The sequence below is a fragment of the Sphingopyxis sp. PAMC25046 genome, from assembly GCF_004795895.1.
Lineage (GTDB): Bacteria > Pseudomonadota > Alphaproteobacteria > Sphingomonadales > Sphingomonadaceae > Sphingopyxis.
Window position 1 is genome coordinate 3,563,840 of sequence record NZ_CP039250.1, and the last position, 23,879, is coordinate 3,587,718.

General features: G+C 64.8%; 15 protein-coding genes and 1 tRNA gene. 5 read left to right on the forward strand and 11 right to left on the reverse strand.

Annotated features, from left to right (window positions below; translation table 11 throughout):
* Positions 1–50: 50 nt before the first annotated feature.
* Genes E5675_RS16760 through dacB form a run of 3 tightly spaced genes read left to right on the forward strand, consistent with a single transcriptional unit; the run spans position 51 to position 4,095 of the window.
* On the forward strand, positions 51–1,586 hold the full coding sequence (locus E5675_RS16760; protein ID WP_247594659.1) for a permease: 1,536 nt from the start codon (positions 51–53) through the stop codon (positions 1,584–1,586).
* The gene (locus E5675_RS16765; protein ID WP_136175494.1) at positions 1,583–2,611 is read left to right on the forward strand and encodes a serine hydrolase domain-containing protein; all 1,029 of its coding nucleotides are present in this window, start codon (positions 1,583–1,585) and stop codon (positions 2,609–2,611) included. Before E5675_RS16760 ends, E5675_RS16765 begins: the two co-directional genes overlap by 4 nt.
* Positions 2,608–4,095, forward strand: coding sequence for a D-alanyl-D-alanine carboxypeptidase/D-alanyl-D-alanine-endopeptidase (dacB, locus tag E5675_RS16770; RefSeq protein ID WP_136175495.1), 1,488 nt, complete (start codon positions 2,608–2,610; stop codon positions 4,093–4,095). The genes E5675_RS16765 and dacB overlap by 4 nt, the downstream gene beginning before the upstream one ends.
* On the opposite strand, the gene E5675_RS16775 is transcribed toward dacB, so the two are convergent.
* The gene (locus E5675_RS16775) at positions 4,076–6,484 is read right to left on the reverse strand and encodes a penicillin acylase family protein (protein ID WP_136175496.1); all 2,409 of its coding nucleotides are present in this window, start codon (positions 6,482–6,484) and stop codon (positions 4,076–4,078) included. The genes dacB and E5675_RS16775 overlap by 20 nt on opposite strands.
* Before the next feature lie 402 nt (positions 6,485–6,886).
* Between E5675_RS16775 and E5675_RS16780 the strand changes: the two genes are divergently transcribed.
* Positions 6,887–9,889, forward strand: a complete 3,003-nt coding sequence (locus E5675_RS16780; RefSeq protein ID WP_247594660.1) for a TonB-dependent receptor — start codon at positions 6,887–6,889, stop codon at positions 9,887–9,889.
* Positions 9,890–10,235: 346 nt separating this feature from the next.
* Here the strand turns inward: E5675_RS16780 and E5675_RS16790 are convergent, their stop codons facing one another.
* From E5675_RS16790 to E5675_RS16825, 8 genes are all read right to left on the reverse strand, one after another.
* A complete protein-coding gene (locus E5675_RS16790; protein ID WP_168707912.1) occupies positions 10,236–11,474 on the reverse strand; it encodes a MipA/OmpV family protein in 1,239 nt (412 codons plus the stop codon).
* A gap of 120 nt (positions 11,475–11,594) precedes the next feature.
* Positions 11,595–13,955, reverse strand: coding sequence for a TonB-dependent receptor (locus tag E5675_RS16795; RefSeq protein WP_136175499.1), 2,361 nt, complete (start codon positions 13,953–13,955; stop codon positions 11,595–11,597).
* Positions 13,942–14,907, reverse strand: coding sequence for a FecR domain-containing protein (locus tag E5675_RS16800; RefSeq protein ID WP_168707913.1), 966 nt, complete (start codon positions 14,905–14,907; stop codon positions 13,942–13,944). Before E5675_RS16800 ends, E5675_RS16795 begins: the two co-directional genes overlap by 14 nt.
* Complete coding sequence (locus tag E5675_RS16805; RefSeq protein ID WP_168707914.1) at positions 14,897–15,427, reverse strand: sigma-70 family RNA polymerase sigma factor; 531 nt, start codon at positions 15,425–15,427, stop codon at positions 14,897–14,899. Before E5675_RS16805 ends, E5675_RS16800 begins: the two co-directional genes overlap by 11 nt.
* Positions 15,428–16,018: 591 nt before the next feature.
* Entirely contained in the window at positions 16,019–18,853 is a 2,835-nt protein-coding gene (locus tag E5675_RS16810) for a TonB-dependent receptor (protein ID WP_136175502.1), read from the reverse strand.
* Positions 18,850–19,215, reverse strand: a complete 366-nt coding sequence (locus tag E5675_RS16815) for a hypothetical protein (protein WP_136175503.1) — start codon at positions 19,213–19,215, stop codon at positions 18,850–18,852. Before E5675_RS16815 ends, E5675_RS16810 begins: the two co-directional genes overlap by 4 nt.
* A 203-nt stretch (positions 19,216–19,418) precedes the next feature.
* Positions 19,419–19,493 (reverse strand) — tRNA-Gln (locus E5675_RS16820).
* Between the two features lie 61 nt (positions 19,494–19,554).
* The gene (locus E5675_RS16825; RefSeq protein WP_136175504.1) at positions 19,555–20,640 is read right to left on the reverse strand and encodes a branched-chain amino acid aminotransferase; all 1,086 of its coding nucleotides are present in this window, start codon (positions 20,638–20,640) and stop codon (positions 19,555–19,557) included.
* A gap of 78 nt (positions 20,641–20,718) precedes the next feature.
* Between E5675_RS16825 and E5675_RS16830 the strand changes: the two genes are divergently transcribed.
* Positions 20,719–21,231 carry a MarR family transcriptional regulator gene (locus E5675_RS16830; RefSeq protein WP_136175505.1) on the forward strand — a complete coding sequence of 171 codons (513 nt, stop codon included), beginning with the start codon at positions 20,719–20,721 and terminating at the stop codon, positions 21,229–21,231.
* 15 nt (positions 21,232–21,246) lie between these two features.
* On the opposite strand, the gene proC is transcribed toward E5675_RS16830, so the two are convergent.
* The gene (gene proC / locus E5675_RS16835; RefSeq protein ID WP_136175506.1) at positions 21,247–22,077 is read right to left on the reverse strand and encodes a pyrroline-5-carboxylate reductase; all 831 of its coding nucleotides are present in this window, start codon (positions 22,075–22,077) and stop codon (positions 21,247–21,249) included.
* A 19-nt stretch (positions 22,078–22,096) separates the two neighbouring features.
* A complete protein-coding gene (locus E5675_RS16840) occupies positions 22,097–23,764 on the reverse strand; it encodes an alkaline phosphatase family protein (protein ID WP_247594661.1) in 1,668 nt (555 codons plus the stop codon).
* Positions 23,765–23,879 lie beyond the last annotated feature (115 nt).

Here is a 23,879-nt window from a genome sequence, read left to right on the forward strand (position 1 = left end):
GGAATCGCGGCGTCGGAGAACCAGGGGACCGCCGCGCTGGGTGCCGGCACGTGACTGTATCGGCGATTGAGGCGAATGCAGCGGCCGCGGTGCTTGGCGTTGATGCGCCGGCGCTCCCTCATGACACGCCCGCCAAACCGTCGGCAAGGCGCCTGCTCGGCCTTTATCTACTTCTGGGTTTCGCGGCGGGGCTGCCTTTTTACATGTTCAATGCGGTGCTGACGTTGCGCCTCGCGCGGCATGGGGTCGACATCGTGATCATCGGCTTTTTCGCGTGGATCGCGTTGCTGCCGACCTTCAAATTCGCCTGGGCGCCGCTTATCGAACGCTACGACATCCCCGGATTTTCGCGATTCTGGGGGCGAAGGCGCGGATGGATCATGCTGTCGCAGCTTGGTATTTTCCTGTCGATGGTCGCGATGGCCTTTACCTCGAGCGACAAGAGCCTGCCACTTACCGCGCTGTTCGCGATCCTGCTCGCCTTCTGGACCACAACGTTGGAGGTTGCCGCCGATGGCTGGCGGATCGAGCTTGCGCCCACGCAGACCGAGCAGGCGCCGATCGTCGCCGCCAATCTGTGGGGTTATCGCAGCGCGATGGTCGCGGCGGGGAGCGGCGCGATTCTGGTCGCGGCCTGGGCCGACTGGACGATCGCCTATCTGGTCATCGCAATCGCGGCGTTTGCGCCTTTCCCGATACTCGCGGCGATGCGCCCCGAACGCGATGGCGTGGGCGGTCGCGCCCTGGCGCTGGCGAGCGGGATCGGCGCCAGCCTGCTCATCCTGCTCACCGCCGCGCTGATTACCGTGGCCGCCGGCTGGATCCTGCTGTCGGCTGCCGCGGGCATAGGGCTGTCGGCGAAGACCAATGTGACGCCTTTCGTGCTGGCGGTGGCGCTGCTTCCCTTTGCGGCGCTGGCATTGGCTTTGCCACGGATCAATCGCCTTTCCGCCGGCACAGCGGCTACCCTGCCCGCCTTTGCCGCGCCCTATATCGAGCTGTTCTGGCGCTATGGCTATGCCGTGCTCGCAATGCTCGCCTTCGTTTCACTCTACCGCATGGGCGACGTGCTGACGCTGACGCTGTCGCATCCGCTGTGGAACGCAAAGGGCTATAGCCTGCACCAGATCGGCGTTGCCGACGGCGTGGTCGCGCTGTCGGCGAGCATGGCGGGAGTCGCGCTCGGCGGCCTTCTGTCGACGCGGCTGTCGCTCGGCTGGACGCTCGGTATCGGTGCGGTGACTGCGGCCGTAGGCAACTGGATCTATATCTGGCTGTGGCACGCCGACCCGTCGGCACTCGTCCTCTACACCTCTGTCGCGGTCGACCAGTTCGGCAATGGCTTCGCGGGTGCGGTCTTCGTCGTTTATCTCTCGATGTTGGTGAGTCCTTCCTTTCCGGGCGCGCAATATGCCCTGCTTTCGGGCTTCGCTTTCCTGCTGCCGCGCCTCCTCGCGGGGGCATCGGGGTCGATGCAGACGCAGATCGGCTATGACGGCTTTTTCCTGCTGTCCGGCGCGCTGAGCTTTGCGGCGATCTTTCTGTTGCCCGTTGTCGCCCGCGTAAAAGGGCGCGTGCCGGCATGACGGTCGAAGCTGTTTGCGAGGCGGCCTTCGCCCCCACGGGCGAGGCGGTCGAAAGCGGGCGCATCCCCGGCGCAGCGGTCGGCGTGGTTGGCGCCGACGGTCAGAGTGCGGTACGGCTGGCGGGCATGGCCGCGCTCGCCCCCGCGCGCGAGACACTGACGCGCGATCATTGGTTCGACCTCGCCTCGCTCAGCAAGGTGATCGCGACAACGACGATGATCCTGACGCTCGCCGAGCAAGGTCGTCTCGAGCTCGACCGGCCGCTGACCGACGCGATCCCCGACCTGCGCCAATATGACGTCGCGGGGGCCGCCGAGCGCAAGCTGACCTTTCGCGACTGCCTGATGCATCGCAGCTTCCTGCCCGCGGTTGAGCCCATATATACCTATGGCGACGATCCGGCGCGGCTGCGCGCCTTCGTCCTCCAGCGCCAGTGGCGACACGGACCGCCGGTCTATTCCGACATCAATTTCATCCTGCTCGGCATCGCGATCGAACGCCTTACCGGCGCGCCGTTGCCCGATTGGCCGCTCGGCGAAGGGCTCGGTTTCGGCCCGCCGCCCGGCCCGGCGGTCGCGACCGAAGATTGCAGCTGGCGCGGACGCGTAATGAAGGGCGAGGTGCATGACGAAAACGCCTTTGCGCTCGGTGGCGCGCCGGGTCACGCGGGACTGTTCGGCACTATCGACGGCGTGCTCGGCTTTGCACGCGCCTTGATGGCCGGTGAAATCCTGTCGGAAGCGATGATGACCGAAATCCGCACGGCGGGCGATCGCCATCGCACCTGTGGCTGGGAACGCGCCTTCACCGGATGGCACGGCGGCGATGCCTGTTCGGCGGAGACGATCGGCCATACCGGATTCACCGGCACCGGCCTCTGGATCGATTTCGAACGCGGCCTCGCCTGGACCTTGCTCTCCAACCGGGTCCATCCGACCCGCCACGCCGATAGCGGCATCACGGCTCTGCGCCCCGCGGTGGGCAACCGGGTCATCACTGCATGGGACGAACAGACGAAATCATGAACGCATCGATCAACAAGTTCGCCCTTGCTGCCGCGCTCGCGCTGTCGTTTTTGTCGGTCGCAACGCAAGCGCAGACGGCTACGAGCCCGGCGGCTGCACCGCTGCTGGCGACTGTCGAGCAAAGGCTGGCCGAAGGACCAGCGGGTTCGCGCTTCGGTGTGCTCGTCACGACACTCGACGGGAAGGTGCTGGTGTCGATCGCGCCCGATCAGCGCTTCATCCCTGCGTCGAATACCAAGATGTTCACGACCGCGATCGCCTATGCCGAACTGCCTTTGCTCCAGCGCACGGCAAAGGGCACGGGCGTGCGGCTCGAAACCGGCGCCGACGGCAAGGTCGACGTCGTGCTGCACGGGCGCGGCGACGCGATGCTGTCGAGCGCCAACGACTGCAAGGTCGATTGCCTGCAGACGCTCGCCGATGCGGTCGCGGCCAAGACGCGCCATGTCGGCAACATCGTCGGCGATGACAGCTGGTTCCCCGACGAGCGCTGGAGCCCGGGGATGAGCTGGAACAATATCGCGTCGCGTTACGGCACCGGCATATCGGCGCTGACGCTCGACGATAACGAGCTGGTAGTGAAGCTGGCGCCGGGTGCGATCGGCGCGGCGCCAAGCATACAGGCGTCCGGCTATTACGAGATCGAGAATCGCGTCATTACCGTCGCGGGCAAGGAAGAGGCGATCGAGGCCGATCGCATGCCGAACAGCCGCACCCTTCGACTGACCGGCACCGTCGGCGCCGACGTCGCGCCGATGACGCTCCGCTATGGGATCGACGATCCCGCCCATTATGCAGCGTGGCGTTTTGGCGAACTGCTGCGCGCGCGCGGCGTGCGCGTCGATGGCGATATTGCGGTGCATCACCGGCCGCTGGCCGCCGCCGACGATCCCGAGAAGCGCAAGCACGCGCCGGCCACCCTGCCCCCCGAACCCGCCATGCTTGCCGAATTGCCCGCGCCGTCGCTCGCCGAAAATATGGTGCGGATCAACAAGGAGAGCCAGAATCTCCACTCCGAACTGATGCTGCGGCGCGTCGCGCGGCACGCGGGAAGCGGCTCGATCGCCGACGGGCAGGCGGTGATGCGAAAGGTCATGACCGGAGCGGGCGTGTCCGAGGCGGGCTATCACTTTGCCGACGGGTCGGGCATGTCGAGCTACAACCGCCTCAGCCCGCGCGCCGCGGTCGGCCTGCTCGGCTGGATAGCGCGCCAGCCATGGGGCGAGGCGTGGCGCGAAACGCTGCCGATCGCCGGGCGCGACGGGACCCTGCAAAACCGGTTCAAGGGCACGATCCTCGAAGGAAAATTGTTCGCGAAGACCGGCTCGCTCAACGCGTCGCGCGCGCTGTCGGGCTATCTCGTGACGCGTGGCGGCGCGACGCTCATCTTCTCGGCGCTGGCGAACGATATGCCCGAGGACACCGATAGCGAGGCGACCGCCGCCGTCGATCGCGCGCTGGTCGCTATCGCCGAGGCGCTTTAGCCGCCGGCGTCAGGATCAGACGCGCGGCGGCGTGCCGTTCGACCGCCGCCTTGCTGAACCACAAGGGCTGCATTTCGCCCGCGATCCACTTGGGATAGAAATCGCGATAGCGGGGCGAGCGCGGATCGGCCGACTGGCCGGGGAGCAACAGAAAGCGGCTATTGTCCCAAGCGCCGACGTCGGCGACGAAGAGATAGCTCGCGCCGTGCGAGACGTCGAAGCCGCGCTTGGCGTTAAAACCGCGCGCCATCGGCGTATTCCAGTCGCCGCCCGAACGGCCGCCCTCGATCTTCGGGAAGGCGGCAGCGATCGCCGGGTTCGACGACGCCAGCGGATGCGCGATCGTCACGCGGTGCAGGTCGCCCCAGCGCCAGTCCGCGGGATCGGGGCCGGCCAGTTCGACCGCGCGCTTCCAGCCCGCCGCCAGCGCGCCATCGATCATCGCATCGCGCGCGCCCACTGGATCGTCGCCGAGCCGCTTGTCGGGCGAGCCCAGGATCCGCAGCATTTCGGACAGGTTGACCGAGGGGATCAGGTCGCGCGCAGCCGCAGGAACGATCCGCTCGTAAAAGGCCGTCGACAGCGATGCCATGACCATTTCATAGAGCAGGGTCGCAGCGCTATCGGCCTCGATCCCGCAATTCCAGCGGCGGAGGAGCGCCGCGGCGCCGGCGGCTTCGGGCGACGGCGCGGCCGGAAGCAGCTTGACGATCGCGCGTGCGGGAAGCGACTGGACATCGTGCTGAAGCGCGATGCTGTCCTCGACCCGGTGTTTCGGCTGGGAACGCAAGACCTCGGCGCAGCGATCGTAGCGAAAGGGGTCGCTCCAGCTGAAGCTGATAATCCGTTCGCGATAGGGATAATCGGCCGGCAGGTTCATCTGGTTCGCCGACGCGAACCAGCCTTCGCGCGGATTATAGACGTGGGGCATATCCTCGACGGGCAGGATACCCGTCCAGTCGAACGACCCGTCGCCGGGCGCCGGAAACAGCCCGTCGTGCCGCGGGCGGCGCGGTACAAAACCGATCGTCTGCCAGCCAGTGTTGCCGTCGATATCGGCATAATGGAAATTGGTCGGCGAAACGTGGAGCTTGAACGCCTTGCGGAGCGACGCCCAGTCCTTTGACAGGTTGATCGCGATGATCGCGAACCGCATGTTCGCACCTGGCAGCATGTTGACGGTCGCCAAGGCGACAGCGCGTTCGCGTGCCGTATCCTCGGACACGACCGGGCGGCCGTCCGCATAGCGCAGGATCACGCTCTCGGCCGGCGCACCCTTGACGGCGATCTCCTCCTCGACCGTCTCGAACGCTTTCCATTCGCCCTTGTGCCAATAGCGGCCGGGATCATCCTTTTTGGTGCGGAGGATGAAGAGGTCGGTCTGATCGATGTGGAAATTGGTGCGGCCGAAGGCGAAGCGGTCGGTATGGCCCTGCATGATGCCGGGCAGTCCCGGCGCGCCCGCGCCGATGACGTCGAGCCCCGGCGCGGTCAGGTGGATCATGTGCCGCGGGCTCGACCCGCCGATGCCGAGATGCGGGTCGTTGGCGAGAATCGGCCGCCCGGTCGCGCTGCGCGACGGTGCGACAGTCCATGCGTTGCTGCCGAGTGCGAAGCGCTCGGCACTGCGCTCGGCGGGGTCGAGCTGCGTTTCCTGGATCGGCGCGAAGCTCGCAGGCCGGTTGGCAGGGTCAAGGATACCGAGATCGGTTTCGTTCACCGCCGCGACGTCGAGCCCTTCGGGGATGGTGAAGGACCAGGCGGGGCGCAGCGGCATCATGAGCTGGTCGGCGTCGAGCAGGCCGCGCGCCTGAAGCTGTGCGCGGCGAACCTCGTCGTCGGCATCGCCCGTGCTGATGCCGCGATCCCGCACGAGATCGCGCACATCCCAGCGCAGCGGGCTCATCCCGAGGATGCCATATTCCAGCGGCAATTGTGTCGGATCGGCTGCGAGTTCGTCGATGCGGGCGTTGACGCCGGCGACATAGCCGCGCGCGCATTCGAGGACGTCGGGCGGCAGCGCCGCGAGTTCGGCGTCGATGTCGCCGCGATAAAGGAACAGTCGCGCCGCCTTGTCCGCCGCGATAAATCGTGGGCCGAAAGCTTCGGCCATCCGCCCCATGTCGCGGCGGTGATCCATATCGATCTGGAAGAGCCGGTCGCGCGCGACCAGATAGCCCTGTCCGAAAAAGGCGTCGTGCAACGAAGCGGCGCGGACGTGCGGCACGCCCAACTCGTCCTCGATCACCTCGATCGGTGCCCGCGCGCCCGACAGCCGGACCGGCCGCGCTGTGCCCATCCCTCCCGTCACTTTGGGTTTTGCCATCAGGCTGGCCGGCATCGCGACGAAGGCGGCGGAAGCCAGCAGGAACGCACGGCGCTGGATCAACAGGAGCCCTCCAACATCGAAAAAGGCACAACGAACGCCGACCCTATCGCACCTTGCCGCTGCGCGGCCATAACAAGCGGGTCACGCCCTATAACTGCAAGCTATCGAGCATTCCCGCAGAGGCTGCAGCAGCGCCATTCCTTGAGGTTATATATCCATATATTCAAGTTATTAGGGTAGTTGTTGACCTGCCGAAAGCACCCTGTAACCTCACCGTCACCAAACCGACTTGGGCTGGCCTTGTGCGTGGCGGCCGCGGGTACGGTACGGCGCTTATCATGAATAAAAAAGGCGGAGCAAATCATCCGCCAGATGGTCAGGTGGGACATTAGGCAAGCCGAGCCGGCGACAGGCCGGAACGCGCCTCGGGGCGTGCGGCTCGGGCAACAGGGGACTGCTGATATGCGTGATATGGAACATGTTCGTGGGCCGCTGGGCCGTTTCGGGGCGGCGATGACCGCGCTGGCGCTCGTGCAGGCCGCACCAGCCCTGGCGCAGGAGGAAGCCTCAGCCGCCGACAGCACCGAAGCGGCGCTGTCCGACCAGATCATCGTCACCGGTTCGCGCGTCGCACGCGACGGCTTCCAGGCCCCGACCCCGCTCGTCGTTCTGTCGCAACAGGACATCCAGAACACCTCGCCGTCGAACAATATCGCCGATTTCGTCAACCAGCTTCCGCAACTCGCCGGTTCGACGCGGCCCGCCAACTCGCGCCTCAATATTTCCAATGGCTCGGCGGGCATCAACGCGCTCAACATGCGCAACCTCGGCGAAAGCCGCGTACTCGTTCTCGTCGACGGCCGCCGTTCGGTCGGTTCCACGATTTTCGGCTGGGTTGACATCAACACCATCCCGCAGGCGTTGGTCGATCGGGTCGAGGTGGTCACCGGGGGCGCATCGTCGGCCTATGGTTCCGACGCTGTCACAGGCGTTGTCAATTTCGTCCTCAACAAAAGGCTGGAAGGTCTCCGCATCACCGGTGACATCGGTCTCACCGACAAGGGCGACGGGTTCAACTATTCGGGTAGCGTGGCGGGCGGCCTGTCGTTCGCCGACGGGCGCGGCCACGCCGTCTTCAACGCCGAGATCGCGCACCAGGATGGCATCTACGAGATTGATCCGAACGACCGGCCGTGGAACCACCGCGGCTATCTGGCCTTCGCAAACCCCGCCTATACCGCCACCAATGGCCAACCGGCGTTTATCACCTTTCGCGAGAATGCCGGCCAGACCAATCAGGCGCCCGGCGGCTTCATCACGGGCTCGGCTGGCAACAACAATGCACTGCGCGGCCTCTATTTCGGTCAGAATGGTCAGGTTAATCAATTCAACTATGGCTCATTCAACTCGCCCGCGCTGACCAGCGGCTCCGCAGTGACGCGCACCGTCGGCGGCGACTGGCGCCTCAACGATTCGGGCCGCCGCATCGGCCTTAGCCCCAAGGACGATCGCTGGGGCGCCTATGGCCGCCTGAGCTACGAAATCGCCGATGGCGTCGAAATCTTCGCCGAAGGCTCGTACAACCGGCAGGAAGTCTTCTTTAATGCGGGGCCCAACCTCGGATCAGCCACGCTCGGCACCGTCGGTTGCACGGTCGTCCCCGTCCCCACGACCTGCAACGCCTTCGCGCTTCAAACGTTGGGTGCCGCGCGCCTCGCGGGCGTCAACAGCATCAGCATCACGACCACCGCGGCCGACCTCCCGTTCCGCGGCATCAACAACAAGCGCGAGGTCCAGCGTTATGTCATCGGCGCCGAGGGCGAGTTCGACGCGTTCGGCAAATCGGCGCGCTGGGACGTCTATGGCCAGTATAGCCGGTCGGACCTGCGGGAGCAGCTTCGTAACATCATGAACGTGGCCCGGATGCGAGACGCGTCAAATGCCGCCTTCGCGCCGTCGGGAAATGCCGGCGGCTATGCGACCGGTTCGATCCAGTGCCTGATCAACGTCGATGCGGACGCCAACAACAACGATCCGAACTGCGTGCCGCTCAACCGTCTGGGTATCGGCGTCGCCAACCCGGCTGCGATCGACTATGTGCTCGGCGATCCCTATCGAAAGCAGGTGATGGAGCAATATGTCGCCGGTGCGAACCTGTCGCTGACGCCGTTCGCGACATGGGCGGGCGACGTGAGCATCGCGATCGGCGGCGAATATCGCGAAGAGAAGATTCGCGGCAGCGTGCCAGAAGAGTTCCAGCCCGCCCGCAACGCCGACGGAACGACGTCGAACCGGTGGTCGGTCGGCAACTATCTGCCGTTCAAGGGCAGCTATAATGTGAAGGAAGCCTATCTCGAGACCGTGGTCCCGCTGGGCCTTGGCCTCGAATTCAACGGCGCCGTCCGCGCGACTGACTATTCGACCTCGGGCTATGTTACCACATGGAAGCTTGGCGCAACCTGGGCGCCGATCGAGGATATCCGCTTTCGTGTCACGCGGTCGCGCGACATTCGCGCCCCCAACCTCAACGAACTGTTCCAGGCGGGCACCGCCAACAGCGATTCGGTGCGCAACCCGGCGTTCGTTCAAGGCGACCCGACCAGCGGCCCGCAATTCTTCCCCTATTCGGGCCTGACAACGGGCAATCCGGACCTGAAACCGGAAAAAGCCGATTCATGGAATATCGGCGCGGTTGTCACGCCGCGTTTCCTGCCCGGCTTCAGTGCATCGGTCGATTATTTCCGCATCGACCTGGAAGATGCCATCGACACGATCTCAGCACAGGAAATCGTCAACCGCTGCGACGAAGGGCGACAGGAATATTGCGACGCGATCACCGAGGATCCGGCGCGCGAACAACCGGGGCCGCCGCGCGTCCCCTATCTCCTGATCCGCAGCCAGCCCTTCAATTTCGTCAGCAAGCTGGTGCGCGGCATCGACTTCGACGCGGCCTACCGACTGCCGGTCGGCGGAGAAAGCAGCATCACGCTGCGGGGTAACGCGACGCGCTATATCGAGAATCTGTCGGACACCGGCATTGCCGGGGTAACGCCGGTCAATACCGTAGGCGCGAACGGCAGCCAGTCGGCAACGCCGAAATGGATCTTTCGCGGCAGCCTCATCTATGAAAATCCGGCTTTCTCGGGCACGATTACCGGTCGGGGCGTCAGTTCGGGCAAATATCTGGCAAACGCCATCGAATGCACGAGCGGCTGCCCGACTTCGACCAGCCAGGCGCCGACCTATGACAACAACCACGTCAAGGGCACCTTCTACGTCGATCTCAATCTGACGCAGAAGGTCCGGATGCAGAGTGGATCGCAGGCCGAACTCTTTTTCAACGTGACCAATTTGTTCGACGCCGATCCGCTGCTCCTACCTGAAACCGGCTTGGCTGCGAACAGCACCTATTCGGACCTTCTCGGCCGCCAGTTCCGCGTCGGAATCCGGTTCAGGACGAAGTGACCCGAACCGGCGGGAACGAACTGCCAATTTCGCGTGACCACAGGCTGCGAACTGCTGCCCCCGGAAATCAGGGTGATGGCCGTACCCCCGCTTCGCTGCGCAATATCGCGAAGGAAGCGGGGGCACACCACCGGCGCGATCGCCGATTATGCCAAGGACAAAGAAGCGATAGTCGGCGCGATCACATTCTTTGCCGGTCTGATCTTCCCGATTTCAGCCCGGCAGCTTTTGGCGGCCGGTTAGCAAAAGCTGCCATCGTACCGACGGAATTGAGAGCTTCCGAGGGGGAAAGATCGTTGCACTGCTCGTAGCGGTCGTCGAGCATCGCGGCTTTATGGTTGCGGCGTCAGAAACGGTAGGTGATCGCAAAGATCCCGTAAGGACGCGTCTTGTGATAGACGATCGGGCTGTCCTTGGCATCGCCAAGCAATGAGGACACGCCCCCCACCGCCATCACACCGATGCGATCGGTCAGGCGGTAGACGACTGCGAGTTCGGCCTTCGCATCGGCAAGCCCGCTGCCCGCGCGATATTGCGGGAGCCCCGATGCGGCCGATTGCCCTGCGGTGACGCCGAAATAGCGATTGTTGTGCTTTCGGTTTCCCCAAGTGGTGCCGATCGACGGGATCAGCATCAGCTTGTCGCTTGCCGTGACGCGATAGGCGAGGCTGGCGTCCGCAATAATGCCTTCGGTGTTGCCGGTGATGATCTTGGTCGCGCCGAGCGTCGCTTCGAAGCCGCCCTGCCGCAACTTCACGAAACCGCGCCCACCGAGGCCCAGCGACAGTTTGCCGATGCCATCCGGCGTATCCTTTGCCCGGTAGCCGCCGACCGGAGTGAGCCCCGCGCCAACCGTCACATGCTCGGAATCGAAAAGATTGGCGCCGATACCGTCCTGAAGATTGACGAAGAAACGGCCCCATTTCAGGTCGACCATGGGCAGCGGCTGGAACCTGTAATCGTCCGCGCCCTGATAGGCTGGCGCATAGAGCCCGCCGACACCGACGACGATGTGATCATCGCTACCATCGGGAGTGTCCGACGGCCCCTGGAGCGGCCGCTGCGGCTGCGCCTGGACGGCGGCGGGCGCCATCGCGAGCGGCAGCATCGCGAGCAGGAGGGGCGAACGCATTCGGGGAGTGGAGAAGTTGAGCATATTTTCCTTCGCTATGCTGGGGGGAGTCAGGAGGTGGGAGGGACCGGACGCCGGGATCGTGGTTGGGGGGAGGAGGCCCGGCGCCCGGTCTTTCGCACGACGCCGGACAAAGTAGCCGGTGCGGACGCGAAAATGGTTTTGCATGTGGTTCGGCGCGACCAGCCGGTCGATCGTTTCCTTCTGCCGGGAATCATACCCCGCGCGGCAAAGGCGATCGCATTCGTCTTGGGGAAGTGCCTGCTTCGAGGTCCGGCGCAGGATCGCATAGCGCCGCAACGCCTCGAGCCGGGGATTGGCGAGCGGAAGCGACGTCGCGCGATGCCCGAAAAGCCAGAAAAAGATGTTGCGGCGCGGCATCAGGCTCGAGCGCGTATCGCCGAGCGCCAGGGCGATCACTTGTTTTTCCAGCGGCGTCAGTTCGTCGGCCATCGGCGGCGTCTCCTTCCCCTCTGAGACGCCGAGGGGGAAGTCGCTCCTCATCAAAAAATTGCTGATGACTGCGCCGGAAAGCAAAAAGGGCGGAAAAGCCTACCGTTCCAGCCCGGGAAGTCAGAAACGGGCGTCGATCCCCAGACGGATCGTGCGCGGGCGCACGGGGGTTATCTGGTTCCGGCCCGCCAGTTCGAAAGGATTGCCGAATGCGAAGGTGTTCGCGCGCGTGTCGCCCAGGTTCGCAATGTCGAGCGACAGGCCGAAACGGGGAAAGGCGAGCCGCGCGCCGATGCCGACGACCCCGTAATTGCCTTGCGAGACGTCGAGCAAGGGCCCAACGCCGAGGTTCGACTTGCCGAAACCGCGAAACGACGCATTGAATGTCAGGCCAATCTTCCGTGCCAATTGCCTGCGCCATTCCACCCCGATCCGCAATCCGTCGTCGGGGATATTGGGAAGCGTGTTCTTGTTCGGCTCTCCGAATTCGGGCGGGACGTCGTAAAGAAAGCTCTGGTTGAGGAATGCCGACGCGGTCAAGGTCAGCGAAGGCGTCGCGCGCCACTGTATTTCGCCGTCCAGCCCGTATATCCGGCCGTTGCCGATATTCGCGGTATAAGGCAGGCCTGCCTCGTCGACGAGGTCGGCTTGGACATTGTTCCAGTCGACCGCGAACAGGGCGGCGCGAAGCGACAAGCGGTCGCGATCCTTGTCCCGCCACCGGACGCCCAGTTCGATCTGACCCAGTTCATCGTGCAGGAATTCCTGGCTGTCCGTCACCGATCCGGCGGGCGCCACCGCGAAGCCGCCGGCCCGGAAACCTTCCTGATAATGGGCATAGATCGACAGGGACGGGCCGAGGCGCCAGTCGAGCGCGACGGTCGACGCGAACTGCACCCGCCGCTTGGAGGTTTCCTCGGGTCCGTCTGCCCCCTCGCCGACGAGCCGCCCCGCACCGCGCCCGACGGAGAGGCGCCCACCCATCGTCAGGTGCAGCGCACGCGTGACCGGAAGCGTCGCCTGCCCAAAGAGCGAGAACTCCAGTTGCCGGTTGCGGACCCCCGCGATCTGCGCGGGCGCCTCCGGCGGTCCGAGCCACCGCGACACACGGCTGACATTATGGATCGCCGCGAAGCCTGCGACCCAAGGTGTTTTCGCGCCGCCCCCCGAAAGCCGCGTTTCATGCGACCAGAAGGTGATGTCATTTTGTTCTTCGAAGCGCCGCAGCGCCGCCGTGGGATCTGGCCCCGTCGCGTCGAACACCGTGGAGAGGTCCTGCCGGGCGACCGAAGCCGTCGAGACAAGCTCGCCCCTGCCCATCGGTCGCCGCGCGGTGACATAGACGAGGCGATAGTCGTTCCGGAACGGCTGCGACAGACTGTTGCGACGTTCGAGCGGCGGCTCGCCGCGCAGCAGATATTGCCCGTCATCGGCGCTGATCCGCTGATGGACCCCGCCGACATCGACGGTCCATCCAGCGACATCGTCAATGCGCCAGATCAGCCGCTGGCCAAAATGAAGGCCGTCATTGATATCGCGCCGGTTTCGGCCCGAATCGTCGATATAACCGGCCTCGCGCGCGCCATAGACGACGGCGCGCAGCCCCATTCGCCCCTCTGCCAGCGGCAGGTTGACCATCGCGGCGACATCACCGCCAACCCCGCCGAAGCGGGTCGCGCTGATCCCGGCCGAAGCACTCGCATAGGCCGAGCCGCTGTCGGGTCCGTTGGGCACCAGCCGTACGATCCCGCCGATCGAACCGGCACCGTATAACGTCCCTTGCGGCCCCGCGAGGACCTCGACGCGATCGAGGTCGTAAAGATTGAGGTCGGGATCGGGGGCGTTGTAGGAAAGGCGGACATCGCCGAGATACTGCCCCACAGTCGCCTGCGTCGGGCCGTTGAAACTGCTGTCGGCGATCCCGCGCACATAGATTTTGTTGCGTCCCCGGCCGAGGTTCGTAGCGTTGAGCGTCGGAAGCACGGCGGTGATGGCCGCGGTTCCGTCGGGCGCGCTGCGTGCCAGCCAATCGGAATCGAGTCCTACAATTTTCGCCGAACCCGGAAAATGGTCGAGCGCCATATTCTGCTTGCTCGCGGTGACGACGATATCGATCGGGTCGATTTGTACCGCGATCGCCTTTCGCGGCGCCGGTTTCGGCCGCGGCGGCCGCTTTCGCTCCGCCCGGCTGCGGACGATGCGCACGGTCGCCCGATCGTAAAATATCGCTTTCGCGCCGGTGCCCCGCAAGGCTCGGTCGAGCGCCACGCGAACCGGAAAATCGCCCCGCACCCCCGGCGACCGGCGCGCCGCGATATCGGGATCGGTGATCGCGATGGTGATCCCCGCCTGCGCGCCGATCCGCCCCGCCACCTCGCCAAGCGGACCCGGTGCGATGTCGAACGATCGCGCATGGGCGGGGTCGGTCGCCAAGAGGCAGAGCAGTGCGACCGCCGCCGCCGTCCACCTATGGCGCGGCACTAGCGGTCGGCTTCATAACCCATCCGTCCGGCCCCTCTTCGACCGCGACGTTCAGCGCCGGACTCAACCGTCTCAGCTGCCCCGCGCCGCTGTCGTCAAGAGCGATCGTTCCCGAAAACGGCCGGTCGGCAATCGACTGCACAGCGGTGATGCGCACTCCGAGCGCGCGGCCCAGTTCGTCGGCGACGCGCGACAGCGGCGCCCCCGCATAGACGAGCGATCCTCTCTGCCACGATCCGACCGCCGCGATCGGGACGTCGCTCACCTTGACGCGCGCCGCGCCGCCGCGATCGACGAGGCTCTGACCGGCATCGAGCGATACCGCGCGCGCGCCCGGATTATAGACGATCTTCCCTTCCGCGACCGCGACGCGGACCTCGTCCTGCTCGTGCACGACGTTGAAGACCGTTCCCGCATCCTCGACGATATTGGCGCCCACTTCGAGCCGGAACGGGTTCCGCACATCGTGCCGGACCCGAAACAGCGCCTCGCCCGACGCGAGCGAAGCGAACCGCGGGTCGTTGCGGTCGAAGGTCATTCGCGTTGCGCCGTTGAGCGTGACTTCGGTTGTCGCGTCGAGCGCGACCACTCGCCGTTCGCCGGGTGCCGTCACGACGTCGTAGCGGCTCGGCGCGGGGCCGGAAAACCACATGACCGCCGCGGCGACCGACGCCGCGATCGCCCCGCCGACAAGACTCCGGCGCCAGCGGCGCTTCGCCGGCGGCTGCACCGGCTCGTCGAGGTCGTTCGCGGCTTCACGGATGACGACGTGCGGCAACAGGGGATCGATTTCCTGATCGGCCGCTTCGACCGCATCATAAGCCTCGGCATGGCGCGCATCTTCGGCGAGCCACTCGGTAAATGCCTCCCACGCCGCATCGTCGCCGTCGCGCAGCCTGATATGCCACTCGATCGCGCGCGCGCGGATGCTGTCCTGTGACTCACGTGGCATGGCGGTTTCTTTCACCTGTGAGATGCCGACGGTCGGGACGATCCTCACTCCATCGAAGCCGCGCCGAAGCAATCGCTTCATAGGCCCGCGCCAGGTGTTTCTCGACGGCGCTCACGCTGATTCCCAATTCCTCCGCTATCCGGCGCTGAGGTTCGCCATCGATCCGGAAGCGGCGGAAGATGATCCGGCTGCGTTCGGGCAGATCGTCGAGCACGCGCTGCAGGATCGCGAGTTGTTCCCTCGCGATGAGTTCGTTCTCGATCGACGGCCGTTCATCGGCCTCGCCGTCGCGCCCGCCGTTGACTTGAACCCAATCCTCCTCGCGGCGGACCCGCCGGCCCGCGGTGCGGCGCTGCATGAGGAAATGATTGTTGGTCATGCGATAGAGATAGGCGCGGGCCTGCGATACCGGCCCGACATCATCCGCCAGCAGCTTCATATGGACGTCCTGGAGGATGTCCTCCGCCTCGTCGGCCGACGCACCGCGCGCCAGCAGATAGCGCGCCAGCGCCGGGCGCAATTCGCCGAACAGCTGGACGAGTCCTCCGTCGCTCATTACGGGCTCGCAATAGGGCTGCAACAGGTCCGACAGAGCCCGAATGGATGTTGTTCCGTCATTAGCGGCGGGGTTGCGCGAACAGGATAGGGGAATGAAAATCGGGTAATTGCGGCCGCATGAAGGGCGGGTCGCAGCCGACATATTTGATCGGAAAATGTCGTCAAGGGTGGCTCCAAGTCCTTACAAATAGCAGGTAATGGCGATCCACATGACCAAGCCGGGCGTGCGGGGCTATCTTACTCGCCGTGCAGGCGCAACCTCTTCGCCCGCATCACCCGACTCTCGGGTTTGACAGAGCGTGGTCGACGGCCGACTGCCAGCTTCCCGTCAGGAAGATGGAGAAGCTGTCAGTCGCTGTCGTGGCGCAAGGCGATCGGACCAGGATGACGAAGGCTGGCGATTCATGAGCGGCGCCACGCTGAAAAGAAATGTTGCGAATGGTGCAACGGCTATTCGGCCCACCCTGAACGGGGATGCTCCAAGTGCCTCGCCTTATCTTTGCGATTGGAACAAGCACCTGAAGGATCAGCGCCCCCCTCGGAGCATGCGGCTTTAGAAGCGCGCCCGGATCCCGGCGGTGTAGATAGTGTCGTCCCACCGTATATCGCGGTTGAACCCGGTCGGGTTGAAATAGCTGCGATATTTATTTCCCAGGATATTGGTGCCGCCGACGTCGACCCGCAGATTCTTGTTCAGCTCATAGCCGATCCCGAAATCGAGCCGCCCGCCCGGACGGACATAGTTCAGGTTGGTCGGGGTGATACCCGCCGCCAGTTCGGCGTCGGTGATGGGACGAACCAGATTGAGCCCCGTCGTGTCGCCGTCATAATAGCTCGACCGATAGGTGTAGACGAGACGCCCCGACAAACCGAATTTGTCATAGAACAGGCCGGCGTTGAAATTATATTTGCTGACGCCCTGGAGCGGCAGGCCAGCAAGCCGGTCGTCGCCGCCGACTTCGGAATCGGCATAGGTGAAGTTGCCCGACACGCCGAAGCCGGACAGAGCACCGGGAAGGAAGTCGAAGAAGGTCTGACCGCTGACTTCGACGCCCTTGAGCTTCGCTTCGCCCACGTTGCGGGGACGCGTGATATTATATCCGATGCCGTCGATGAATTCGAGCGACGGGGCGCTGATGACGCGATCGGTAATGTCACGGTAATAGCCTGCAACGGCGACGAAACCGCTCTTCCAGTAATATTCGAGCGTCGCATCGAAGCTTTCGGACTTTTGCGGTCGCAGATCCGGGTTGCCCGCCGATCCCGAATTCTGGACGTTCGGGTTGGTCGCCACAATGTAGCTCAAACCCGGATTGAGCGAGCCGAAATCGGGGCGGCGGATCGTTTTCGAATAGGTCGCCCTGGCCTGCAGCCCGCCGCCGAACTGGATACGCGCGCTGGCGTTGGGAAGTATATCGATATCCGACGTCTTCGCACGAACCGGAGTAACCACGCCGCTGACCACGCCCGCGCCTTCGATCTGCCGGTCCGTCAGCGTCGGCCGCACGCCGATGACCCCGTCGAGGACGAGCGGTCCGCCCAGCTCGACTTCATATTTCGCCTGAATATAGCCGGCGAAGGTCCGTTCCTTTGCGTCGAAGCGCCGCTCCGGCTGGTAAGCAGGGTCGCCCAGCGCGACGCCGTAAATTTCGCGCAGCCGATCGCGCCCCTCGGCCGATCGCAGATAATCGGGGTTAGGCGACAAACGCGGAGCTCCGCCGTTCAGCCGCGGAATGCCGGGGACCTCAATGAGGAAGTCGGACGGCAGATCCAGTGAACTGAGCAGCGTATTCGAATCGCCGCCGGGCGCCGCGCGGTTGACGAGCGCCTGGTTGGACGTCGCGCCGCGATCGGCGAAGCGAAGGCCCAGCTGAAGCTGGTCGAGCAGGCCGCCCACCTCAAACTCGGCGTCCATGCGTACCTGGAACAGCGACCCGTCCGCGCGACTGAAATTCTGGTTCAGCCCGTTCCGAAGCCTGAAATCCGAGGGGTCGTTCAGCGGATTGCCGGTGAATTCATACCGCGCCCCGATGCCGGCGTTGCTTTCGACCACGACTTCCGCGAGCCGCTTGCCGACGTCGACGATCACCACTTCATTGATGAAGGTCGATTCCTGATATGCGAGGTCGAATTTTACACGGCCCGGCCCCCTCTCGAAGATGAAGCCGCCGCCGAAGAGGTAATTGTCGGTCTTTTGATCGCGCGCCTGGGTGCTGACGAACGAAGTGGTGTTGCCATAGGTCGCGCTGTCGAGCTCGCACAAATCCTGCAAGAAATACCCGCCCGTCGGGCGATCGGGCGTGATCTCGCCCAGTGCAACCTCAGTTGATGTCGGGTTGAAGCCCTGACGGTTCACGCGAGCGCGGAAGCAGTTGTCGTTCGTAACGGGGTTCGAGATCGTGGTGCCCGGGCTGAACAACTGGGCCTCGACAAAGGCCGACTGCTGCTTCGCACGATAGCCCGCGTAAAGCCCGTCGAAATAGATTTCGAGTTCGGGCGTCGCCTGCCACTGGATCGCCGCATTCGCTTGCGGACGTTCGAAATAGCCATATTCGTTGAGCCCGCCCGCGACGTTCTGCGACGCATAGCCCGGCAAGTTGAACGGCGCCGTCGCAGTGGAACGGCGGACGGGAGCATAGAGATAAGGCCGGTTATAGTCGGTGCGGCTCCAAGAGACGTTCAACAGCGCGCCGATCTCGCCGATGCCGGTGTCCCAGCGATCGGTGGCAAGGAGCCCGAACTGCGGATTGAGCTTTTCGACGTTGGTGGCGTAGTTCCCGCGGGCGGTGACGACGACCGTCGGGTCGCGGAACTTGAACGGCTTGTTCAACTGAAGGTCGGTGTTTCCTGCAATCCCGCCCTCGATGAGGTCGGCCGTCGCGGATTTGATGACGTCGACCCGCGACAAGGCTTCGGCGGGAAGATCCTGAAAGGAAAAGGTTCTGCCGGTGGTGGAAAAGAACTCGCGGCCGTCGAGGGTGGTCAGGATATCGCCCAGCCCGCGGATCACGACGCCCGTGATCTCGTTGTTCGCGCCCACGGTCACCTGCACGCCCGGCACGCGCTGAAGCGCCGCTGCCGTCGTCGGATCCGGGAATTTGCCGATCTCCTCGGCCACGATCGAATCCACGACCTGAACCGAATCGCGCTTGATCTCGGCCGCCGCCTCCAGGCTCCGGCGAATCGTTCCGGTGACCACGATTTCCGCGTCCGAACCGGCGGGCTGCGGATCGGCATTTGCTTGTCCCGTCGATGAAACCGCATCGCCCGAAATCGCTTCGGACGGGTGCGGCTGTCCGTCCGATGCGGCTGCGTCGGAAATCATCAGACCCGCCACGAGCGGCAACAATGACACCGACACGACAGCTTTAGACGCCTTGCTCATCATCCGTTCCCATCCTTGTAGCGCGTCATTGGACCAACGCGCTTGGACGACGGTATAATGAGATAAATCATATCTGACAATCCGGCTGCGCGATGATTCATGTGCAGTGGCGGTGGTGGCGCGCGCGAAATTGACCGGTGGCCGCAGGAAGTTCGACGCGCGGCAAGGTCGGGAAAGCCGGTGTCCGCGATCGTTTCACCGCTGACGACATCGACCGGCGCGGACGATTCCAATGCCGCACGGCCGGATACGCGCGTTCCGGTCACGATCATCTCACCGTCCGGGTCCAGCCGTGTTTCGGTCTGCGCCAGCGCGGCGCCGCACGTCAGCATCGCCATCCCCACCACTGACACTGCATATTTCATCAAAGCGGCCCTCCTGAATTTCGGGCCCAGTCTATGAACGCAACGCAGCAGAACATTATTGCTCGAGCGGAGAGCGGCGTTGCGACATGCGCAACGCGGCAGCACTCAAACTGTCACCGCGGACAGCGGATTGGCACACCCACGTGCACAATTTTGACCGGCGATTTCGTAAAGTCAGCAAAATAAATAGCTTAAGCACCGGCTGGCTGGGGCGGCAGGATTCGAACCTGCGCATGGCGGTACCAAAAACCGCTGCCTTACCGCTTGGCTACGCCCCAACGGCCGATAGTGCGACGCGCGCTCTATAGCGCGTCGCGACCTAATGCAAGGCGGGTCGGATCAGAGGCGCGTGACCCAGCCGTGCGGGTCGGCGGCGCGGCCGCACTGGATGTCGACGAGCTTGCTCTTCAGCATTTCCGTGACCTGCCCGGGACCGCCGGCGCCGATCGTAAAGCTCGCCTCTCCGCGCGTCACCTTGCCGACCGGGGTGACCACCGCGGCGGTACCGCAGGCGAAGCTTTCGGTCAGCTTGCCGCTCTCTGCATCGGCCTGCCACTGGTCGATCGCATAGGGTTCCTCGCGCACGATCAGGCCCGCGTCCTTCGCGAGCGTGATGATCGCGTCGCGGGTGATGCCGGGCAGGATCGTGCCCGTCAGCGGCGGGGTGACGATGCTGCCGTCGTCGAACACGAAGAACATGTTCATGCCGCCCAGCTCCTCGATCCAGCGATGCTCCGCCGCGTCGAGGAAGACGACCTGATCATGCCCCTTGGCGATCGCCTCGCGCTGCGCGACGAGGCTGGAGGCATAATTGCCGCCACATTTGGCGGCGCCCGTGCCGCCCGGCGCAGCGCGGGTATAATCCTCCGACACCCAGAGCGAGATCGCGGGCGCACCCGATTTGAAATAATTGCCGACCGGCGAGGTGATGACGAGGAACTGATATTCGGAAGCCGGCTTGACGCCGAGGAACACTTCGCTCGCAAACATGAAAGGGCGCAGGTACAGCGCGCCGCCATCGACGGGCGGGAACCATTTGGCGTCGGCGGCAACAGCTTCTTTCACAGCCGCAATGAACATGGCCTCGGGCAGTTCGGCCATCGCCATGCGGCGCGCGCTGGCGTTGAAGCGCGCGGCATTGGCCTCGACCCGGAACAGCGCCATCGAGCCGTCGTCGAGGCGATAGGCCTTCAGCCCCTCGAAAATTTCCTGCGCATAGTGGAGCACCGCGGTCGCGGGATCGAGCGTCAGCGGGCCGCGCGGCATCACTTGCGCATCGTGCCAACCCCGCCCCTCGGTATAGCGGATCGACACCATATGATCGGTGAAGACGCGCCCGAAAACCGGGTCCGCAATCGCCGCCGCCCGTACATCGTCCGCGACCGGGTTGGGATGCGGCAGATGGGTGAAGGCGGGAGCGGACATGCGAAAACACCTTTGCTTTACTGGTTTCGGGAGCGCGCCTCTTGCCAAAGAGCGGCATCGCGCGCAACGGTGGCGACTATGCCGGATGAAAATTTTCTTTCACAAGTTCCTGCTGCCTCTGCCCTTTTCTTGCGCGAAGAGGAGGTGCGCCGCGGCATCGAGTTCCTCTTTTTCGCGCACGCCTCGCTCTGGCGCGCGATCGACGCGCGGCTCGCTGAGAAGGAGCTGGGACGCGCACATTACCGCGCGCTCTATTTCATTGCACGGCAACCGGGACTGACGATCTCGGATCTGCTCGCGCTGCTCGGCATCACCAAGCAATCATTGGGGCGGGTGGTGAAGGAGCTCGATGCGCGCGAATATCTGACGACGCGGCCGGGAAATCGCGACCGGCGCGCGAAGGAGCTGCGCCTGACCGACGCCGGCCGCGCGGCCGAACGCGAGATATTCGCGGCGCTGCGCGATACGATGAGTCGCGCCTATACCCATGCGGGACAACAGGCGGTGACGGGCTTCTGGCAGGTCAGCGAGGCGCTCGTCCCGGTGCGCGAGCGCCGCCGGATTGCGGAGCTCGGGAAGGAGCCCGGTTAGGGACAGGACCCTAGATCAGCCCTCGCCGCGCGCGATATCCGCGAGTTCGCGCCCGCGATCGCGCGCCGCGCGCAGCACATTGGTGAGCAGCGCCGCGAGCTGGCCGTCGCTGTCGAGCACGTCGAGCCCAGCCTGCGTTGTGCCGCCCTTGCTCGCGACCTGCGCGATCAGCGTGCCGGGTTTTTCGCCGCTGTCGGCGAGCAGCGCGGTCGCGCCGCCGAAGGTCGCGGTCGCGAGCTTCAGCGCGTCCTCGGGTGACAGGCCGAGGCGTTCACCCGCAGCGGCATAGGATTCGATCAGGCGAAAGACGAACGCCGGGCCGCTGCCGGTAAAGGCGGTGACGAGGTCCATCGCTCCATCGTCGGCGAGCGCGACCACCGTGCCGAGCGGATCGAGCAGATTGTCGATCGCCGCCTCGTCGGCGTTGCCGTTGCTCGCGACCGCCGACACGCCGGCGCCGATGCGCGCGGCGAGATTGGGCAGGATGCGGACCTGCGCCCGCGCCGCCGGGAAGCGCGCCGCGAGATCGGCGAGCGAAACCCCCGCGAGGATCGACAGCAGATGCGTTTTACCCGAGACGGCCTCGGCGAGATCGGCCGCGACTTCGCCGAGTTGCTGCGGCTTCATGCCGAGCATGATCCACTCGGCGGCGGCGCCCGCACCAAGCCATTCGGCAAGCGACCCATATTGCGCGATGCCCGCGCGCGGCGCTGCGAAGGGATCGACGATGGTCACCGCGGCCGGATCAAGCCCCGCCTTCAGCCAGCGATCCAGCATCGCTCCCGCCATATTGCCGCACCCCACGAGCAGCATCCGGCCGGGAAAATTCTTCAAATTCTTCGTCATGGTCCCTGGTTCTTCTTAGTTACCGGCAACTGCTTTCCGGACCCGAGATCAGGTCGAGGCAGCGGCCGTCGATCTTGTTTGCATCCACCGTCAAGCCAATCAGCGAGGCCAGCGTCGGCATGATGTCGACGGTCATCACGGCGTTGGGCTGTTCGAACGCCGCCAGCCCCTTGCGCCAGAAAAGGATCGGTACGCGGCGGTCGTAATCCCACACCGAGCCGTGCGTCGCGACATAGCCGACGCCCGATTCGGGGATCGGGGTGACGCGGGGCTTCAACGCGATGATGAAATCGCCCGACCGCTGCGGATGATAGGAGGCGCGCAGCTTGTCCATCAACGTCCAGGTATCGGGCGCGCGCTTCGAGATCGGATGCGCTTCGAGCTCCTCGCGCGTCACCACCGCCTCGATCTGCGGATGTGCCCGAAGGCGCGGAAGCAGTTCGGCAAGTACGGCCTTGCGCTGCGCCGCGGTCAGCGTCTTCGCCAGATAATAGTCGCCGCCGTCGCCATAAATTACGGGCTGCGGCAGGCCGAGCTTTTCGGCGACGGCCTTGCCCATCGCCTCGGGATCGAGCGCCTTGTCGACGCGCTGCGCATCGGGCCAGGCGTTCTGGCGGTTGCGCTCGGGCAGGTCGTGGCCGCCGTGGTCGGCGGTCAAAGCAACGACATAGTCGATCCCCGTCGCGTCGAGCCGCGCGAAGAAATCGCCAAGCTCGCGGTCGAGCCCCGCCATCTGGATGCACATCTCGCTGCCCTCGGTGCCAGTGCTGTGGCCGACATAGTCGGTCGCCGACAGCCCGACGATCAGCAGGTCGGTGCTGCTGCCCTCACCCATCTTGCGCACCTGACGCAGCGCCGCGGCGGTCGCGAGCACTGCTCCATCGGCTTCGGGCGAGGCCATGAAACGGCGGAAATCGCCAGCGTCGCGCGCCATCCGCCCGGTTCCGACCGAGCCGCCCTTGTCGAGCGGGATCGCGATGTCGTGCGGCGCGCATTCGGCGGGCAGCGCCAGCGCCGGGCGCGCCTGGCCGATCGCGGCGGCGATCGCGGCGCTCGCCTGCTGCGCCGCCGGTGACAGCGTGGTACCGCGATAGCTGGTGAGGCCGGTGGGCACGAGCCACATCAGCTCGTCGGCCTGACGCCCGCCCATCATGATCGCCGAACGATCCTTGCCCGATACCGAGACGACCTGCGCATTCAGGTCGCGCGCCTTCATCAGGTCGCCGAGCGTCGGGACGAGCAGATGGTTCACCGACGGCGCATATTCGCCACCCTTCGATGTCGTTCCGGCAACACTCTCGTCCTCGGCGCAATAGACGCGCTTGTCCGCGCGTGCCGCCGACAGGTCGAAATAATTATTGGCGACGATGCCGGTGTGCGCCGGGTGGTTGCCGGTCAGGATCGTGGAATGGCCGGGGCAGGTTTCGGTCGCGCCATGCGCTTGATAACCCGACGGGAAAACCACACCCGAAGCCAGCCGCGCAAGCCCGCCGGTAAACCGCCCGCGATATTCGGCGAAAAGATCGGCCGAAAACTGATCGACTGCGATCATCACCACCAGCTTCGGCGCCGGGGTCGCTGCTGTAACCTTCTGCGTCGGAAACGCCGAATCCTGCGCAAAGCCGGTTCCGGCGGTAGCAAGGCAAAGCGCGGTGGCAAGGGCAGCGGACAGATATTTCAGCTTCACGGACGGCTTCTCCATAAGAAGGGGCGGGTCGGGCCCTGAAAGCGCGGGCTGTCCTCTCGACCAAAGCCGCCTATATGGCAAGCCTTCGAACGACGAACAGGCGCGAGCATAGCCA